This is a genomic window from Flectobacillus roseus (assembly GCF_030056595.1).
Classification (GTDB): domain Bacteria; phylum Bacteroidota; class Bacteroidia; order Cytophagales; family Spirosomataceae; genus Flectobacillus; species Flectobacillus roseus.
This window is the reverse complement of the sequence record NZ_JASHIF010000008.1, coordinates 332,588-346,588: the sequence shown is the minus strand read 5'-3', so window position 1 is coordinate 346,588 and position 14,001 is coordinate 332,588. Positions and strand designations below refer to the sequence as shown.

10 protein-coding genes and 1 tRNA gene are annotated in these 14,001 nt (G+C 36.6%); 6 read left to right on the top strand and 5 right to left on the bottom strand.

Annotated elements, in window-relative coordinates; translation table 11 throughout:
* The first annotated feature begins 87 nt into the window (after positions 1-87).
* Positions 88-1,194 carry a hypothetical protein gene (locus QM524_RS10330; RefSeq protein ID WP_283344512.1) on the top strand — a complete coding sequence of 369 codons (1,107 nt, stop codon included), beginning with the start codon at positions 88-90 and terminating at the stop codon, positions 1,192-1,194.
* A 42-nt stretch (positions 1,195-1,236) separates the two neighbouring features.
* Here the strand turns inward: QM524_RS10330 and QM524_RS10325 are convergent, their stop codons facing one another.
* Positions 1,237-2,391 carry a phage integrase SAM-like domain-containing protein gene (locus tag QM524_RS10325; RefSeq protein WP_283344511.1) on the bottom strand — a complete coding sequence of 385 codons (1,155 nt, stop codon included), beginning with the start codon at positions 2,389-2,391 and terminating at the stop codon, positions 1,237-1,239.
* Positions 2,392-2,676: 285 nt separating this feature from the next.
* Positions 2,677-2,761, bottom strand: a tRNA-Ser gene (locus QM524_RS10320).
* A 413-nt stretch (positions 2,762-3,174) separates the two neighbouring features.
* Between QM524_RS10320 and QM524_RS10315 the strand changes: the two genes are divergently transcribed.
* Both QM524_RS10315 and hemF read left to right on the top strand, forming a co-directional pair.
* A complete protein-coding gene (locus QM524_RS10315; RefSeq protein ID WP_283344510.1) occupies positions 3,175-5,766 on the top strand; it encodes a penicillin-binding protein 1A in 2,592 nt (863 codons plus the stop codon).
* A 155-nt stretch (positions 5,767-5,921) separates the two neighbouring features.
* Positions 5,922-6,818: an oxygen-dependent coproporphyrinogen oxidase gene (gene hemF / locus QM524_RS10310; protein ID WP_283344509.1), complete on the top strand. Its 897-nt coding sequence runs from the start codon at positions 5,922-5,924 to the stop codon at positions 6,816-6,818.
* Positions 6,819-7,031: 213 nt separating this feature from the next.
* On the opposite strand, the gene QM524_RS10305 is transcribed toward hemF, so the two are convergent.
* The 3 genes from QM524_RS10305 to QM524_RS10295 all read right to left on the bottom strand — a co-directional run bounded on the left by QM524_RS10305 (position 7,032) and on the right by QM524_RS10295 (position 9,551).
* Positions 7,032-7,838 carry a L,D-transpeptidase family protein gene (locus QM524_RS10305; RefSeq protein ID WP_283344508.1) on the bottom strand — a complete coding sequence of 269 codons (807 nt, stop codon included), beginning with the start codon at positions 7,836-7,838 and terminating at the stop codon, positions 7,032-7,034.
* 61 nt (positions 7,839-7,899) lie between these two features.
* Positions 7,900-8,304: a hypothetical protein gene (locus QM524_RS10300; protein ID WP_283344507.1), complete on the bottom strand. Its 405-nt coding sequence runs from the start codon at positions 8,302-8,304 to the stop codon at positions 7,900-7,902.
* A gap of 152 nt (positions 8,305-8,456) precedes the next feature.
* The gene (locus QM524_RS10295) at positions 8,457-9,551 is read right to left on the bottom strand and encodes an o-succinylbenzoate synthase (RefSeq protein ID WP_095163520.1); all 1,095 of its coding nucleotides are present in this window, start codon (positions 9,549-9,551) and stop codon (positions 8,457-8,459) included.
* Positions 9,552-9,974: 423 nt separating this feature from the next.
* On the opposite strand from QM524_RS10295, the gene lpxK reads away from it, so the two are divergent.
* From lpxK to miaE, 3 genes are all read left to right on the top strand, one after another.
* Positions 9,975-11,033, top strand: a complete 1,059-nt coding sequence (gene lpxK, locus QM524_RS10290) for a tetraacyldisaccharide 4'-kinase (protein WP_283344506.1) — start codon at positions 9,975-9,977, stop codon at positions 11,031-11,033.
* Between the two features lie 51 nt (positions 11,034-11,084).
* The gene (locus QM524_RS10285) at positions 11,085-13,055 is read left to right on the top strand and encodes a putative porin (RefSeq protein WP_283344505.1); all 1,971 of its coding nucleotides are present in this window, start codon (positions 11,085-11,087) and stop codon (positions 13,053-13,055) included.
* A 214-nt stretch (positions 13,056-13,269) separates the two neighbouring features.
* On the top strand, positions 13,270-13,851 hold the full coding sequence (miaE, locus tag QM524_RS10280) for a tRNA-(ms[2]io[6]A)-hydroxylase (protein ID WP_283344504.1): 582 nt from the start codon (positions 13,270-13,272) through the stop codon (positions 13,849-13,851).
* Positions 13,852-14,001: the final 150 nt, after the last annotated feature.

Genomic DNA, 14,001 nt, shown 5'->3' with positions numbered 1-14,001 from the left:
TATTAAATTAAGTTAGAAATGGTGCAATTTTTTAAATGTCATGAAATAAAGGTAATTTAGGGAGTAATTAACAATCAATTCCAGCCTATGAATCCAAATAATCTTTCTGAAAACAAGTACTTTAAAAGAGGAATAACAATAATAATTGTATTGATTATTACCTATTTATTAGTCCCAGTTTTGCTTACAACTTTAGCTCTTTATTCTTCATTTAAAAATAAAGATAGCTTTGCAAACTGCTTAAAAGAATTAGTAACAGTTACGGGACCGATTGGTGATACTCTGGGAGGAACCCTAGGACCACTTGTTGCAATAATAGCAGCACTTTTAACTTATTGGGCTTTTATGGAACAAGTAAAAGCAAATAATTTGCAATTTGCTGAAATTAATAGGACAAAGTATAATGAAAGATTTGACCTGTTCCTATCCATTTACAGAGATAATGTACAAAAGGTTGAATCTAAAGGGAGTTTTCAAGATATTTTTGATGAGTTTAAATTCATTTATTTGGTAATACTTGAGAAAGTAAATGATGATATTCTTGAGAGTAGATTATTTAGTATAAGTCAACATGAAGAATTTGATTTGGAAATTAATAATGATGACATCGTTACCATTTCCTTTGCTGTATTAATTTTTGGGTTAGAGTCAGCGTATGATAAAGTAAATAAAACTCTAAAAGTTAGAACTAGCAGTCCAGAATTTGATACCTCTTATTTAAGAGGTTTAGTAAGGCTAAACGACCTAATATCATCAAAATATCATGATTTTTCAGTAGAATCAGTTACCTACAAATGTCAATATCAACCCTTGTCAAAAGAACATACACTTAAAATAACTAATAAGTCTTTTAAAGGATATGAAAGGGACTTAGAAAATTATTTCAAAAATTTAGACATATTTCTTAAGTTTATATGTTCCCATACAGAAGAATCCGTTGATGGAAAAGAAATAAATAATTTTGGAAACAGTATTACCATATTGGAGTCTCAGTTGACTTTGCACGAACTTTTATTATTATATTTTTATGGTAGAAGTATTATTTCAGATACATTCGGTAATCTTTTTTTAGAAAGTAACTTAATCTTTAGAACACCTCTAAATATGATTGATTTTATCGATACTTTTTCGTATAAAGGTGTACACATTGAGACAAGAAGGAGTAGTAGATATACATATTTGTTTAAATCATAATAGTAAAGTCCAAGGGCTATACCTTTGGACTTTACTATTTTACTACCTCTCCAACTCCAAAATCACTCGGCGCTCGTCGGCTTTACCGTAAGCCTCCAGTGATCGGTCGGATTTGAGACCTAGTAAAACCTTGACAGCCTCTTTACTCCAGCCTTTTACGTTGAGTAACCAGTCTGTTAAGGTTTTTCTACCAGCTTTTACCGACAGCTCCTCATGAAAATCAAGCTCGGCGGCAATGATTTTTAACCAGGTATTCATTTTCTGATTCGATTTGATTGGGAGATTTTCCCAACCGCCGTATTTTTCTATTACATCATTAACTTCTTTAAAAAAGGGAACTTTCGCTTTCACATTGGTCTTTACTCTTTCCCAAAAAATCCAGTCTTTCCCGTCTAATCCTTCTACGATGGCCTTTTTGTAATCTGCCTTGATATTCCTCAAATCCTGATAGTGAAAACCCGTACGACAATACACAATAAAGACGTCGGCCACTTCCTGAGCAGACTTGTTTTTGAACTTGTGAGCCTTGAGCTTTTCAAATTGCTCGTCGGTCAAATACACGTGAGGCTTTTGTTTATCCATAGGTATTCGATAATAATGTAGCGGATTTGTTGGTAACATTTTATGTAAAACTGCCCAGTTCAAAAGCCTTTTGATAGACTGGGAGTACTTCCTAATAGTTGCTTCTTCAAATTTTGCCTCATTCGCCAAATACCTACGATATTCTATAAAATCCGCAAGCTCGAAGCTTTCCAAGTACATCATGTGTTGTTTTTTCGAAATCAAGAACTCTAAAAACTTCTCTCGGTGGTTTCGATAGGTTTTAATCGTTCCTTCAGATAGATTCGGATCACGTTTGATGTCGATCATGTAGCGATCGAAAACCTGCATAATTGTCAGGTCGTCTTGATTGTCGTAAGCTTGCTTGATTTGTTGGGCTGTGAAGGGCTTTTTCTTTCGTAGAAATTCGTTGTAAATAGCGAGTAGCTCTGTTCGTTTAGCAAGAAGTTGTTCGTTTTTAAATGAGTGATGTGGGTCTTGTGACTTTACTGTTTTAGTGGCTGAATCCCAATGGTCAACGAGTATTTCGATGTTAGTAGAACCAAGTTCGACACGTTGGCCATCGACAGTTACCCGGAGGTAGATTTTCGCATAAGCAGGGTTTGAACATTTGTGTTTCCAGAAAAGAATCTCCATTCTTTTTGATTGTTTTTTTTCATGTAGACTTAATTTTTAAAAGTTTCGGGAGAACTTTCAAAATTTTAGCCACCATCGTTGAAAATCCATGTTATCAACAAAATATCAAGGGTTATACACAAGGTTCGAAAAATGTACTGCCACCTTGACATGGAGGTTGAACCTCGGACGCCACCGAAAAATTAAGAAACTGAACAAAAATGGGGAAAAAGGGGCTAGAAATGCAAAAAGCCCATCTTTTGGATGGGCTTTAGTGTGGTAGAATCGTCATTTTGTGATTCTCAGTAGAGAGCGAGGGATTCGAACCCCCGGACCTGTTACAGTCAACAGTTTTCAAGACTGCCGCAATCGACCACTCTGCCAGCTCTCTGTGTTTTGATGATGCAAAATTAGTACTTTTTTACTTTGCCTCCAAATTCGTTTTGCAAAAAAAGTAAAATAAAATAAGAAGAAAATCCTCCTGCCTTTGATTTTCAGGAAGATAAGGGCCGAAAAAAAAGTGAAAAAAATGTTTTCAGCACTAGTTTAAACCATGATTTTTCCACAACATAATCCTATTTGTAGCGATTCTGCACAAAAATTGACTGAATTAGCTCCAGTGCTAAGTAGAATTATTCAGGAATGTTTCTGATAGTTGTAAAGAGGATTTTTGCGCAAAGAATATAATCTTATTAAATGAGCTTAAAAGGAGCTTAAATTATACCCTCAATGCCACGTTTGGACTTGGAAGTATTACCACTTTTATTGTAACTTGTCATTCGTTTTTCCCAGACAGAAAAGTATATGATAAATAAAATAGGTCAATTCCTTAAAAATCTTGGAGTTAAACTTTTTCGACTGATTTGGTTCCTGCCAAACCTTTTGTTGGAGAAAGTACTCGGAAAACAGAAACTCGCTGCTTTCTATCAACAATTTAACTCGGCTCAAGAACAATACGAAGAAAAGAAAAATCAACTGCTCGATTCACTTGGAGTAGATAAAGATGCTCAATACTATCTTGTAGTACGTAAACTTTGGAAGGCTTTTGCTTGGACAGTCTTTGCAGGAGTTTTCTTTATTTTCACGATTGAAAATAACTTTTTATGGCTTACAGGAGAGATGCCTTCAGTAGGTGAATTGCAAAACCCTAAACTTTCACAGTCTTCAGAGATTTATTCTGCTGATGGTGTTTTGTTAGGAAAGTTTTTTCAGGAAAACAGAACTCCTATCAAAAATTATAAAGAGCTTTCTCCTTATTTAGTGAAGGCTTTGATTGCCACCGAAGATGCTCGTTTTTATGAGCATTCGGGGATTGATTACCGTGCTATGTTTGGTGTGGCTGTTGGTATTTTGAAAGGTGGCGAACGTGGAGGTGGTAGTACAATCACGCAGCAGTTGGCCAAAAACCTTTTTAAAACTCGTAAAAAAGAAGGTATCGCCAAAAAAGGTTTACTTGGGGTTATTCCAGGGGTAAAAACGTTGATTATCAAAACTAAAGAATGGCTTACTGCCATCAAATTAGAGCGTTATTATACTAAGGATGAAATCATTTTGTGGTATTTGAATACGGTTGATTTTGGTAGTAATTCTTACGGAATTAAAGTTGCTGCCAAACGTTATTTCAATACTTCACCCGATAGTCTAAATGTTCAAGAAGCAGCTGTGTTGGTTGGTATGCAAAAAGCTACAACTACCTACAATCCAATCAAATACAGAAATAAACCTTTGGACGAAAACAAATCTTGGAAAAGAAGAAATGTAGTGTTGTCTCAAATGGTAAAATATGGCTTTCTGAAACAAGCTCAATATGACTCACTATCAACTTTGCCAATTGTGTTGAAAGAGCATGAAGAGTCACCTTATGATGGTACTGGTAACTATTTTAAAGTGGCCGTTGCGAAATACTTAAATGAATGGGCTGCAAAAAATGAAATTGAATTAGACTTGTATCGTGATGGCTTGAAAATTATCACTACCATTGACTCTCGACTACAAACTTATGCTGAGGATGCTGTATCGGAGGGGATGCGTAATATTCAAAAAACATTTGATGGGCACTGGTCTGGTAAAAATCCATGGGTGGACGAAAAAGGAACGGAAATTCCTGGGTTTATAGATACCGTTGCCAAACGTACAGAATATTATAAGTCTTTAGTAAAGCGTTTTCCGACCAATCAAGATTCTGTTTGGTACTACATGAAGAAGGTAAAACGCAAAATGTGGGTATATTCTCGTAATACTGGTGGCGAAGAGCAACTAGAAATGACACCATACGATTCTATTCAGTATTATAAAAAATTCTTACAAGCTGGGATGATGACCATGGATCCATTCACTGGACATATCAAAGCTTGGGTGGGTGGACTAGATTTCAAATATTTCAAATACGACCACGTCAAACAAGGGAAGCGTCAGCCCGGTTCAACTTTCAAACCTTTTGTATATACTGCTGCTATCGATGGTCCAAAAGATCTTTCTCCGTGTTATACAATGAAAGATGAGCCATTTGAGATTGAAGTAGAGGAGAAGGGAGAAATGAAGCTATGGCGTCCAAACAACGCTGACGGACATTTTAGTTATCAGACTATGCCAATCAAACGTGCTTTGGCAAAATCTATTAACTCTATTACTGCAAGACTAACAGATGAGGTTGGTGCGGATACCGTAATGTATTATGCCAAACAAATGGGTATTGAAAGTCCATTGCGCCCAGTTGCCTCGATTGGTTTGGGTTCTTTTGATGTATCATTATATGAAATGGTGGGTGCATATTCAGCCTTCGTAAATGAAGGTATTCATGCTGAACCTTTATTGGTTTCCGAAATTCAAGATCAAAACGGTAATGTAATCCAACAGTTTGATCCTCAAATCAAGCGTGTAATTAAAAAGGAATCAGCTCAGCTATTACTCAATATGCTACAAGGAACAATTTATGAAGGTGGTACTGGTAGTAGCTTGTTGTGGGGAGATGGGGCTACGTTATTACCCGAAAAAAATCGCTATGCGCCAGCATTTGCAGGTAAAACGGGTACTACCTCGAATCACTCTGATGGTTGGTTTATGGGGATGACTACAAACCTAGTAACGGGCGTTTGGGTTGGTGGTGACGACCGATCTATTCACTTCCGAACAGGTGCGTACGGAGAAGGCTCCAAAACTGCAATGCCGCTGTATCGAAGATTTATGCTTAAAGTGAAAGGTGATCCTGATTTAAAACAATATCATCCTGTGCCTTTTGAAAAATTGGATCAGAAGAAATTTACCAAACAGTTTAACTGTACTGGAAACTGGTGGGGAGAAAGTCGTTCTAGCAATGATAGTACTACCGTTTCTACAGACTCTTTGGGTGGAGGTTCTGGTGGTGGTGTCGAAGTAAAACCTGACTCGACGAACTAAAATCAAAGATTTTATATTCTAAAACACTTAAATAAACTTACATTACAAGTTGAAATGCAAGTTTATGAAACAAAGTATAAATAGGCACAGGGTAATTTTTAGTTTCTGGCTAAAAAATACCCTGTGCCTATTACCTTTGTAAAAACAACAATAAAATGGTTACTAAAGAGGAAATAAAACTATACTTCGAAGGTTTACAAGACCAAATTTGTGCTGCTTTGGAACAAGCGGATGGTGCTGCCAAATTTCATGAAGATTTATGGATTCGTGAAGCTGGTGGCGGAGGTCGTAGTCGAGTAATTCAAAAAGGGAATGTTATCGAGAAAGGTGGCGTTATGTTCTCGGCAGTTTGGGGCGATCTACATGAAAAAATGTTGGCTTCGATGGGTCTGAAAGAAAAAGTAGATTTTTTTGCTACTGGCGTTTCTATTGTTATTCACCCGCAAAGTCCAATGGTGCCAATTATTCACATGAATGTGCGTTATTTCGAAATGAGTAACGGGGTATTCTGGTTTGGTGGTGGTATTGACCTGACTCCGCATTATATTGTCGACGAAGATGCGCAGTGGTTTCATCAGCAATTAAAAGATGCTTGTGATAAGCACAATGCAGAGTATTATCCTAAGTTTAGGACTTGGGCTGATGACTACTTTTTTAATGTTCACCGAAACGAGACTCGTGGTATCGGCGGTATTTTCTTTGATTACCAAAAAGTTGATGAAACAAGAGATAAAAATCAGCTATTTGAGTTTGTAAAATCAATAGGAGAGGCTTTTGCGCCGATTTACACCCATTACATGAACAAGAATAAAGATATTCCATATACCGAGCGTGAGAAGGAATTTCAGGCACTTCGTCGTGGTCGCTATGTCGAGTTCAATTTGGTGCATGACCGTGGAACGAAGTTTGGGTTGGAAACCAATGGCCGTACAGAATCTATTTTGATGAGTATGCCTCCAATGGCTCAATGGGTTTATAACTACCAAGCCGAAGAAGGTTCTGAAGAAGAACGCACACTTTCGTTGTTGAAAAAAGGTATTAAATGGGTGTAGGGTGATTTGAAAATTTGATGATTTGAAAATGATTTATAATTGAATTATAAAATTTGAAAGATAGCCTGTTAAAAATGACAACTAACTTTCGATGATACTAAAAAAGGCTGTTGATTTCTTAGAAATCAACAGCCTTTTTTAATTAATATTAGCAATTAGTTCAAATTATCAAATCTTTAAATCTTCAAATCATCAAATCACCAAATCTTCAAATCATTGATATACATATTTCCCATTTCCTGTTACCTTAAATGATTTTAGTTGTCGGTGAGATTCAAAATATTGATAGCGAGGTTGGAGTTGTGCCCAAAATTGTTGCATGGCATCGCTATTGATGACTTTGTTGCCAAGCCAAGGACGCCAGTATTCGATGTATTCTGGACTTTTACTGTACGTTTTTAATTCCTCAAAAGATTTCTCATCTAATCTTGCTGGGAAAATATCAACTGGGATTTTTTCTTGACCAGCATTTCTAGCTTCAATGGCCAAGATATATACCTCTTTTATTTTGTCGTCGGTAATAGGAATACAACCTGACGTGACATTGGTGCCATGTATGAAGATATCAGAGCCTGGTTTTGACTTATTTCCTAAAATTCGGTCTGATTCATTCGGATAGTTTAGCCCTAAAGAGAGGTAGAAACTACTCATAGGATTAAACCGATTGATATGGTAAAGCCCTTCGGGAATTTGCATATCTCCCTCTTTTCTTTTGGGACCCAATGATCCGCAGTAGCCCGCAAAAGCATAGTTCATGATATGCTGAAATGATGCATCAGTGCGGTTTTTACCCCAAATCTCTAATGTTTTTTCGTTCTTAATTGCTCTGAAATACAACTCTAGTTGATTGGGTTGTAAATGTTTAGACGCCAATAAAGCAAAAACCGCTTCTAATTTTTGGTCATAAGCGGTTTGTACTCGGTCATATTTCAACTGCAATGCCTTGAAATCCTCTACCATAAATGCTGTTGTAAAGAAAATAGAAGCAACTAAAGTGCTGGTTAATTTAAAGTTACGCAATGGGAATCTGTTTTGTTTAAAAAATAAATTTTAATTCTTCTCATCATTGTAACCCAATATTCTATTCTGCTTTCCAAACGATTTTCTTTTGTTTTCCTACGATAAATACGATACGAGTAGGGCTTGGCAATAATACCAGACGAGCGTTTGCCGCAGGATCGTCAACGAACTCAACTTCAACGCCTGCGTCTCTACCGATTTCGATAGCACCATCGGCCGTTACTACAAATTTCTTTGCAAGATAAGCTGTTGGTAATAATACGTCGGACTCTGGACAATATTCATCGTGTACTTCTTTCAAGATTCCTTCTAAAAAGTCTCCATATTCGTCGTTGAAGTCATCTTCCAAATCGTGAAGTTCTTCTTCAATGTCATCATAGCTAGCGTGGTCGTAGCCCATTTGGCTCAATTCTACTCTTTTCTCGAATAGGGCTAGTAAAGCTTCGTCTAATTTTTGCAAATCCATTGTTGGGAATGTTTCGTGTTTTGACTTTTTCCGAAACTAGGTTCGGGGGATTATTTCAAGTTTTTTTATATACTTGAGATAAAAGAAATTTCACAAAAATAACAAATGCCCTTTAACCTAATAGCATAAAATGAAAAATTTCGCAGAATCGTCTACACCAAAAAGTTGAGAATAGACAAATCCCAAGGTTTATCGGCTTGATAAGTCATGAATCCTTTTTCTATAACTAAGGGCGAAGGAATATTGTTATGATAAAGTTGTCCTGTACCTAATCCCTGCGGAAGAGGGTTGGCAAATTCGGCAGCAAACTGGGTAATAGCGTTGAGTCCAACGTTTGATTCAAGCGCTGAAGTCATCCACCAACCAATTTTGAGTCGGTTGGCATTTTCTATCCATTCTCTACATTGTTGGAATCCTCCCACCAATGAAGGTTTTAGGATAATATACTGAGGCATGATTTTTTTGAGTAATTTATATTTCTCAGGATATTCCATCATACCGATTAATTCCTCGTCGAGTGCGATAGGGAGAGGGGTTGTTTGGCATAGTTCAGCCATGATCTCGGCATTGCCTTGTTTGATCGGCTGCTCAATAGAATGAAGATCGTACTCCGATAAGCGCTTTAGTTTTTCTAGGGCTGTATCAAAACCAAATGCACCATTGGCATCTACACGTAGTGTAATTTCATTTTTGGAAAAATGCTTGCGAATATATCCTAACAACTCACATTCTTTCTCAAAATCAATAGCACCTACTTTCATTTTGATGGTTGTATAACCCGCCGCTAGTTTTTCATCAATTTGACGAAGCATAAACTCTTTATCTCCCATCCAGATTAGCCCATTGATAGGCAAATTGCGTTGGTTTTGATGGAAACCATTGTCATAAATGACCCTTTTTCCGCCATTGAGCAAATCCAACATGGCCGTTTCGAAACCAAAAACGATAGAAGGGAAGGATTTGTCAAGAACTTGATCTAAAATAATGCTTAGATTCCAAGAAAAAACCTCAAGGTCGAGTGTATTAAAATATTCGCAGATACTCAATAACTGAAGCTCAAAATCTGGACGGTCATCGATGCTTAATCCTTTCAAGGGCGCACATTCTCCTAAACCGAAGACACTAGGGTTTTCGGTATCAAAAATTTTAATAAAGTAACTATCTTTTTCTGTGAGAACACCCCTCGACGTTCCTGCTTCAAACTTGAAGTTGAGTGTATGTTTTGAAAAGACCGCTTTGAGACTCATTTTTATGTATTAATAAGGACGCAAATAGGAGGATGCTCCGTTTGGTTGATGACTGTTAAATTAGTAGGCAAAATAAAATTTATTTTACCCGCTCTGGGCATTAGACTTTACGCTAAGGCAGATAATGTGAAGACCTTAGAGGTTACATAATAAATTCTTCAATTATCATAAAGCTCTTTTAGAAGCCCTGAGAAAATCTACTTGGCGTGGCAACAAAGTAAAAATTAAAAAACAATTTACGATTTTTTTACTTTGTAATGAATTGACTTTTAGAATATTGTCTAAAATTGTTTTGCCCTATACTCGTTAAACTTTCTTAAAAGGGAGGTGAAATTAGTAAAAAGTCGTTACTCTTTCAGAATTTTGTCTTGTAAAATCAGTCAAATAATTGAATTTATTTAAAAATCGATGTTCAATTAACTTATGAATATTATACTAGTAGGTCTATTGCGACCTTTTTCGATATTATACGGTTGGATTACGACTTTCAGAAATCTACTTTTTGATTGGAGAATAAAATCGTCAAAATCATTTGATTTACCAATCATCAATGTCGGCAATATCACCGTTGGCGGAACAGGCAAAAGCCCTCATGTAGAATATTTGATTCGGTTGCTACAACCACATTATTCGCTTGCCACTTTGAGCAGAGGTTATGGTCGTAAAACCAAGGGCTATTTGCTAGCCAATCCGCATTCAACAGCGGAAGATTTGGGCGATGAACCTATGCAGTTTTATCAAAAATTTGGACACCAGATTTCTGTAGCAGTTTCCGAAAAAAGAGTTTTAGGCGTATCTGAGCTCATAACAGGTGTTCATCCCGAAGTCATTGTATTGGATGATGCCTTTCAACATAGAGCTATTAAACCCTCGTTGAATATCGTTTTAATTGATTTTCAAAGACCCATTTTTCATGATTTCCCCTTTCCTGCAGGAAGATTGAGAGAAAATCGAGGTGGGCTCGAGCGTGCAGATATTGTGATTGTATCCAAATGCCCTGACAACTTTGGTAAAGCCCAACAACAAGGTTTTATCCAAAAATTGAAGCCCTATCTAAACCCAACAAGTCCCGTGTTTTTTTCAACAATACAATATGGTGAAGTTACTTCTTGCATAGACGATTGGGTGCTTCAAATACCTCAAAAAGTAGTATTGGTATCAGGGATAGCCCAACCTCAACTGTTTGAAAAATATGCTAGAGATACCTTTGAAATCATTGAGAACGTAACCTTTCCCGACCATTACTCTTATACCAGAGCTGATGTTGAAAAAATTTTGCTTATCTTAGAAAAGGCTGAATTAGGCGCAAAAGGCGTTTTGATGACAGAAAAAGACATGGTGAAAATAAAGCCATTATTGGTTGATTTTCCTGATAAACAGCATCTTTTCTATTATTTACCTATTCAAATTGGCTTTGACGTCAATCAGAAAAAGCAATTTGACGAATTGATTTTGAATCATTGTCAAATGCACGTGTCTTAATTCTCACAGATATTATGCCGAAGGATTCGGATAATGGATTAATTTTACAGGGTGAAAACATCGCAATATCTTATACTCGTATTTACACTGCTGATTTCAAGCAGTATTTTTTCCCAAACTACCACCAGTAATACCTTTTCTACAGGTGGTTTAGGGAACAATAATGGCTTTCCACCAGCCCAAACTCAACAAAAAAAGACCAATCAAAAAGGCGGATTAGACGATTCCACAAAAGTAATCTATGGGCCAACTTCAAGTAGATATTTTCTAGAAGAAGACGTTTTTAATAATAGAAAAAAACTCTATACCATTGATACCCTTCTGAAGGGCTTTCATAATTATAGTCCTATTTTACAACGGAACAACACACAGGTTGATTTAGGTATTTTAGGATCGGCTTCACGTCCATTATTTTACCAAGCACCTGACCAATTGGGAACGAGGATTGGCTATGATGCATACACTTTTTATGCCATCGAACCCAAGGATGTAAAGTATTACAATACTCGATCACCTTATTCGGATATTTACTATGTGACTGGTGGTCAGGGACAAGATATTTTAAATTTTGACTTTAATCGAAATGTTGACTCGCTTTGGAACGTTGGTCTGACTTTACATAGAATTACTTCTACTAAACCTCTCGTAGGTGGTACTACCACTAGTACTATTCCCAATGCTATAGGACACTGGGAGTTTATGCTTCATTCTAATTATCAAAGTAAAAATAAGAAATATAGTATTATGGGCTATCTAAACCGATTTGACCATAATATTATTGATGAAGGTGGTGTCGCTCGAAATAAAGTTCCATATGATTCATTACTATTGTATGATGACAATAATGCTATTTTGACCGCAGCTAATAGTCGTGATACCTGGAATAACGTACATATATATCATGAATATGCAGGGTATAAAGCATTTCAAATTTTTCAAACCTTAGATTTTGAAAGTAGAAAAACTCAGTTTGTCGACAAAGGATATTCTACCAGTTTGACAAATAAGTTTTACAATATGAGCTATTTGAAAAGCCCTACGACGACCGACACCCTTTACAATGGTTTTAGTGCCACAACTTTTCAACATAAATCAGGGATAAAAGGATTTTATAGAGGGTTTAACTATCGACTCCATTTTCGACAAAGAATCTTAAATTATACCAATTTATTGAATAACGAAAAGTTGAGCCGCAGTGAAAACTTCTTGGGGATTTGGCTCAATCAATATTTAAAAGATAGTACTAGATTCTTCGCCGAGGGTGAATACCATGTAGGAAGTGGTTACCGTTTGAATGCAGAATTGAGAGGGAAGTGGCTAAATTTTGGAGGAACATTTTTTAGAAATGTCCCTACTTTGGCACAACAGTATATGTACAATAGCTCTTATCGTTGGCCAAACGATACCATTAAGCAAGCCAACCAATTGAATAACTTACAGGTATTAAGTTTTTATGCTAATGGTACTTTGAAAATCAAAAACTTCGTATTTAGTCCTTTTGCAAGTTTTCAGACCATAGATAATTATATTTACTTTGACCAAAAAGCTCTTATTCAGCAATCTACGGGTAGTCCGATTGCGATTTTTAAAGCAGGAGGAACCGTAGGGTTTCAGTCTGGGAAATTTACGAATACCAACAATATTTATTGGGCATACACCAAAAGTTCTGATTTAATCCGTATGCCAGCCGTTACGATAAATTCTCGTTTGGCACTCGATATTTTGTATGCCAAAGTGCTCTATATTCAAGCAGGTTTGGAATTATATTACAAGTCGGGCTATTATGGCGATGCCTATATGCCAGCTACTCAACAATTTTATTTGCAAGACAATCAGTATTTGAACAGCAACTTCCAGGCAGATATTTTTGCGGATATGCGTATCAATCGTGTGCGGGTATTTTTCAAATTATCACATGCTAACCATCGACTGTTGGGCTCTAGGGGCTATTACATCGCGCCAGGATACGCAGGTGTAGGCAGAACCTTTGGCTTTGGTGTTAGATGGTTGTTGTTTGATTAATTTAACGATAGAATTCCAAAATTAAATTTTATAGGCTTCAGGCTATCAGCTGTAGGTATTAGGCAAAGGCATATATGAATTTTTGAAAAGTATTTTGCAGAAAGCCAAATGTCAAATAGTTGATTTTAGATTTTCGTTCCTACCTGACATCTAATAATCGATATACAATTAACAGATAGCGTCTATTGCTAAAGAATCTTAATTTTAAACTTCCATGCTTGGACTTAAGCTTCCGACTGACCCGCGTTGGGTAAATATTGCTGAAAAAAATATCGCAGAAATTCTCGTTGACCATGCTTATTGCGAGCAAAAAGCAGCCTCCTCCTGTATTTCACTGATTATTCAATATCCCGAAAGAGAAAAGCTAAGAGAAGTATTAATGCCCGTAGTTTCGGAGGAATGGGCACATTTTCGCATGGTGATTCGGGAGCTCGATAAAAGAGGCCTGCCTCTTGGTAAGCCACGTAAAGATGAATACGTAATCCAGTTGAATGCTAATATCCGTCATGGAGGAACTCAAGATCAACAGTTGGGAGAGCGACTTTTTATCAATGCGCTCATCGAAGCCCGTAGCTGTGAGCGTTTTAGAATATTGTCTCAAGAAATTCAGGATGAATCTTTGAAAAAGTTCTATCATGAGTTAATGATTTCTGAGGCAGGTCATTATGTCAATTTTATAGACCTCGCCAAAGAATATCTTCCAGCAGAATATGTAAAACAACGTTGGAATGAGTGGCTCGAAATAGAAGCCAATATTATTACGAATTTAGAACTTCGTGGTGATAGAGTTCATTAGTGGAGTTTTAAGTTGTGGATGATGAATTGTGAATGATGAATTAGGATTGTACAAAGGATTTTATATTTTTCGGAAGAGTTTATTTCATGAACATTTTTGTAGTAGCGGCAACGCTTGCGGTTGCCCAACTCAACATGGCAACCGCAAGGG

Bases quoted from the DNA above. Each gene is read 5' to 3' on its own strand.
- hemF (WP_283344509.1), top strand. From the start codon at position 5,922: ATGGTTACTAAAGAGGAAATAAAACTATACTTCGAAGGTTTACAAGAC.
- QM524_RS10295 (WP_095163520.1), bottom strand. From the start codon at position 9,551: ATGAGTCTCAAAGCGGTCTTTTCAAAACATACACTCAACTTCAAGTTT.
- QM524_RS10330 (WP_283344512.1), top strand. From the start codon at position 88: ATGAATCCAAATAATCTTTCTGAAAACAAGTACTTTAAAAGAGGAATA.
- QM524_RS10325 (WP_283344511.1), bottom strand. From the start codon at position 2,391: ATGGAGATTCTTTTCTGGAAACACAAATGTTCAAACCCTGCTTATGCG.
- QM524_RS10315 (WP_283344510.1), top strand. From the start codon at position 3,175: ATGATAAATAAAATAGGTCAATTCCTTAAAAATCTTGGAGTTAAACTT.
- miaE (WP_283344504.1), top strand. From the start codon at position 13,270: ATGCTTGGACTTAAGCTTCCGACTGACCCGCGTTGGGTAAATATTGCT.
- lpxK (WP_283344506.1), top strand. From the start codon at position 9,975: ATGAATATTATACTAGTAGGTCTATTGCGACCTTTTTCGATATTATAC.
- QM524_RS10300 (WP_283344507.1), bottom strand. From the start codon at position 8,304: ATGGATTTGCAAAAATTAGACGAAGCTTTACTAGCCCTATTCGAGAAA.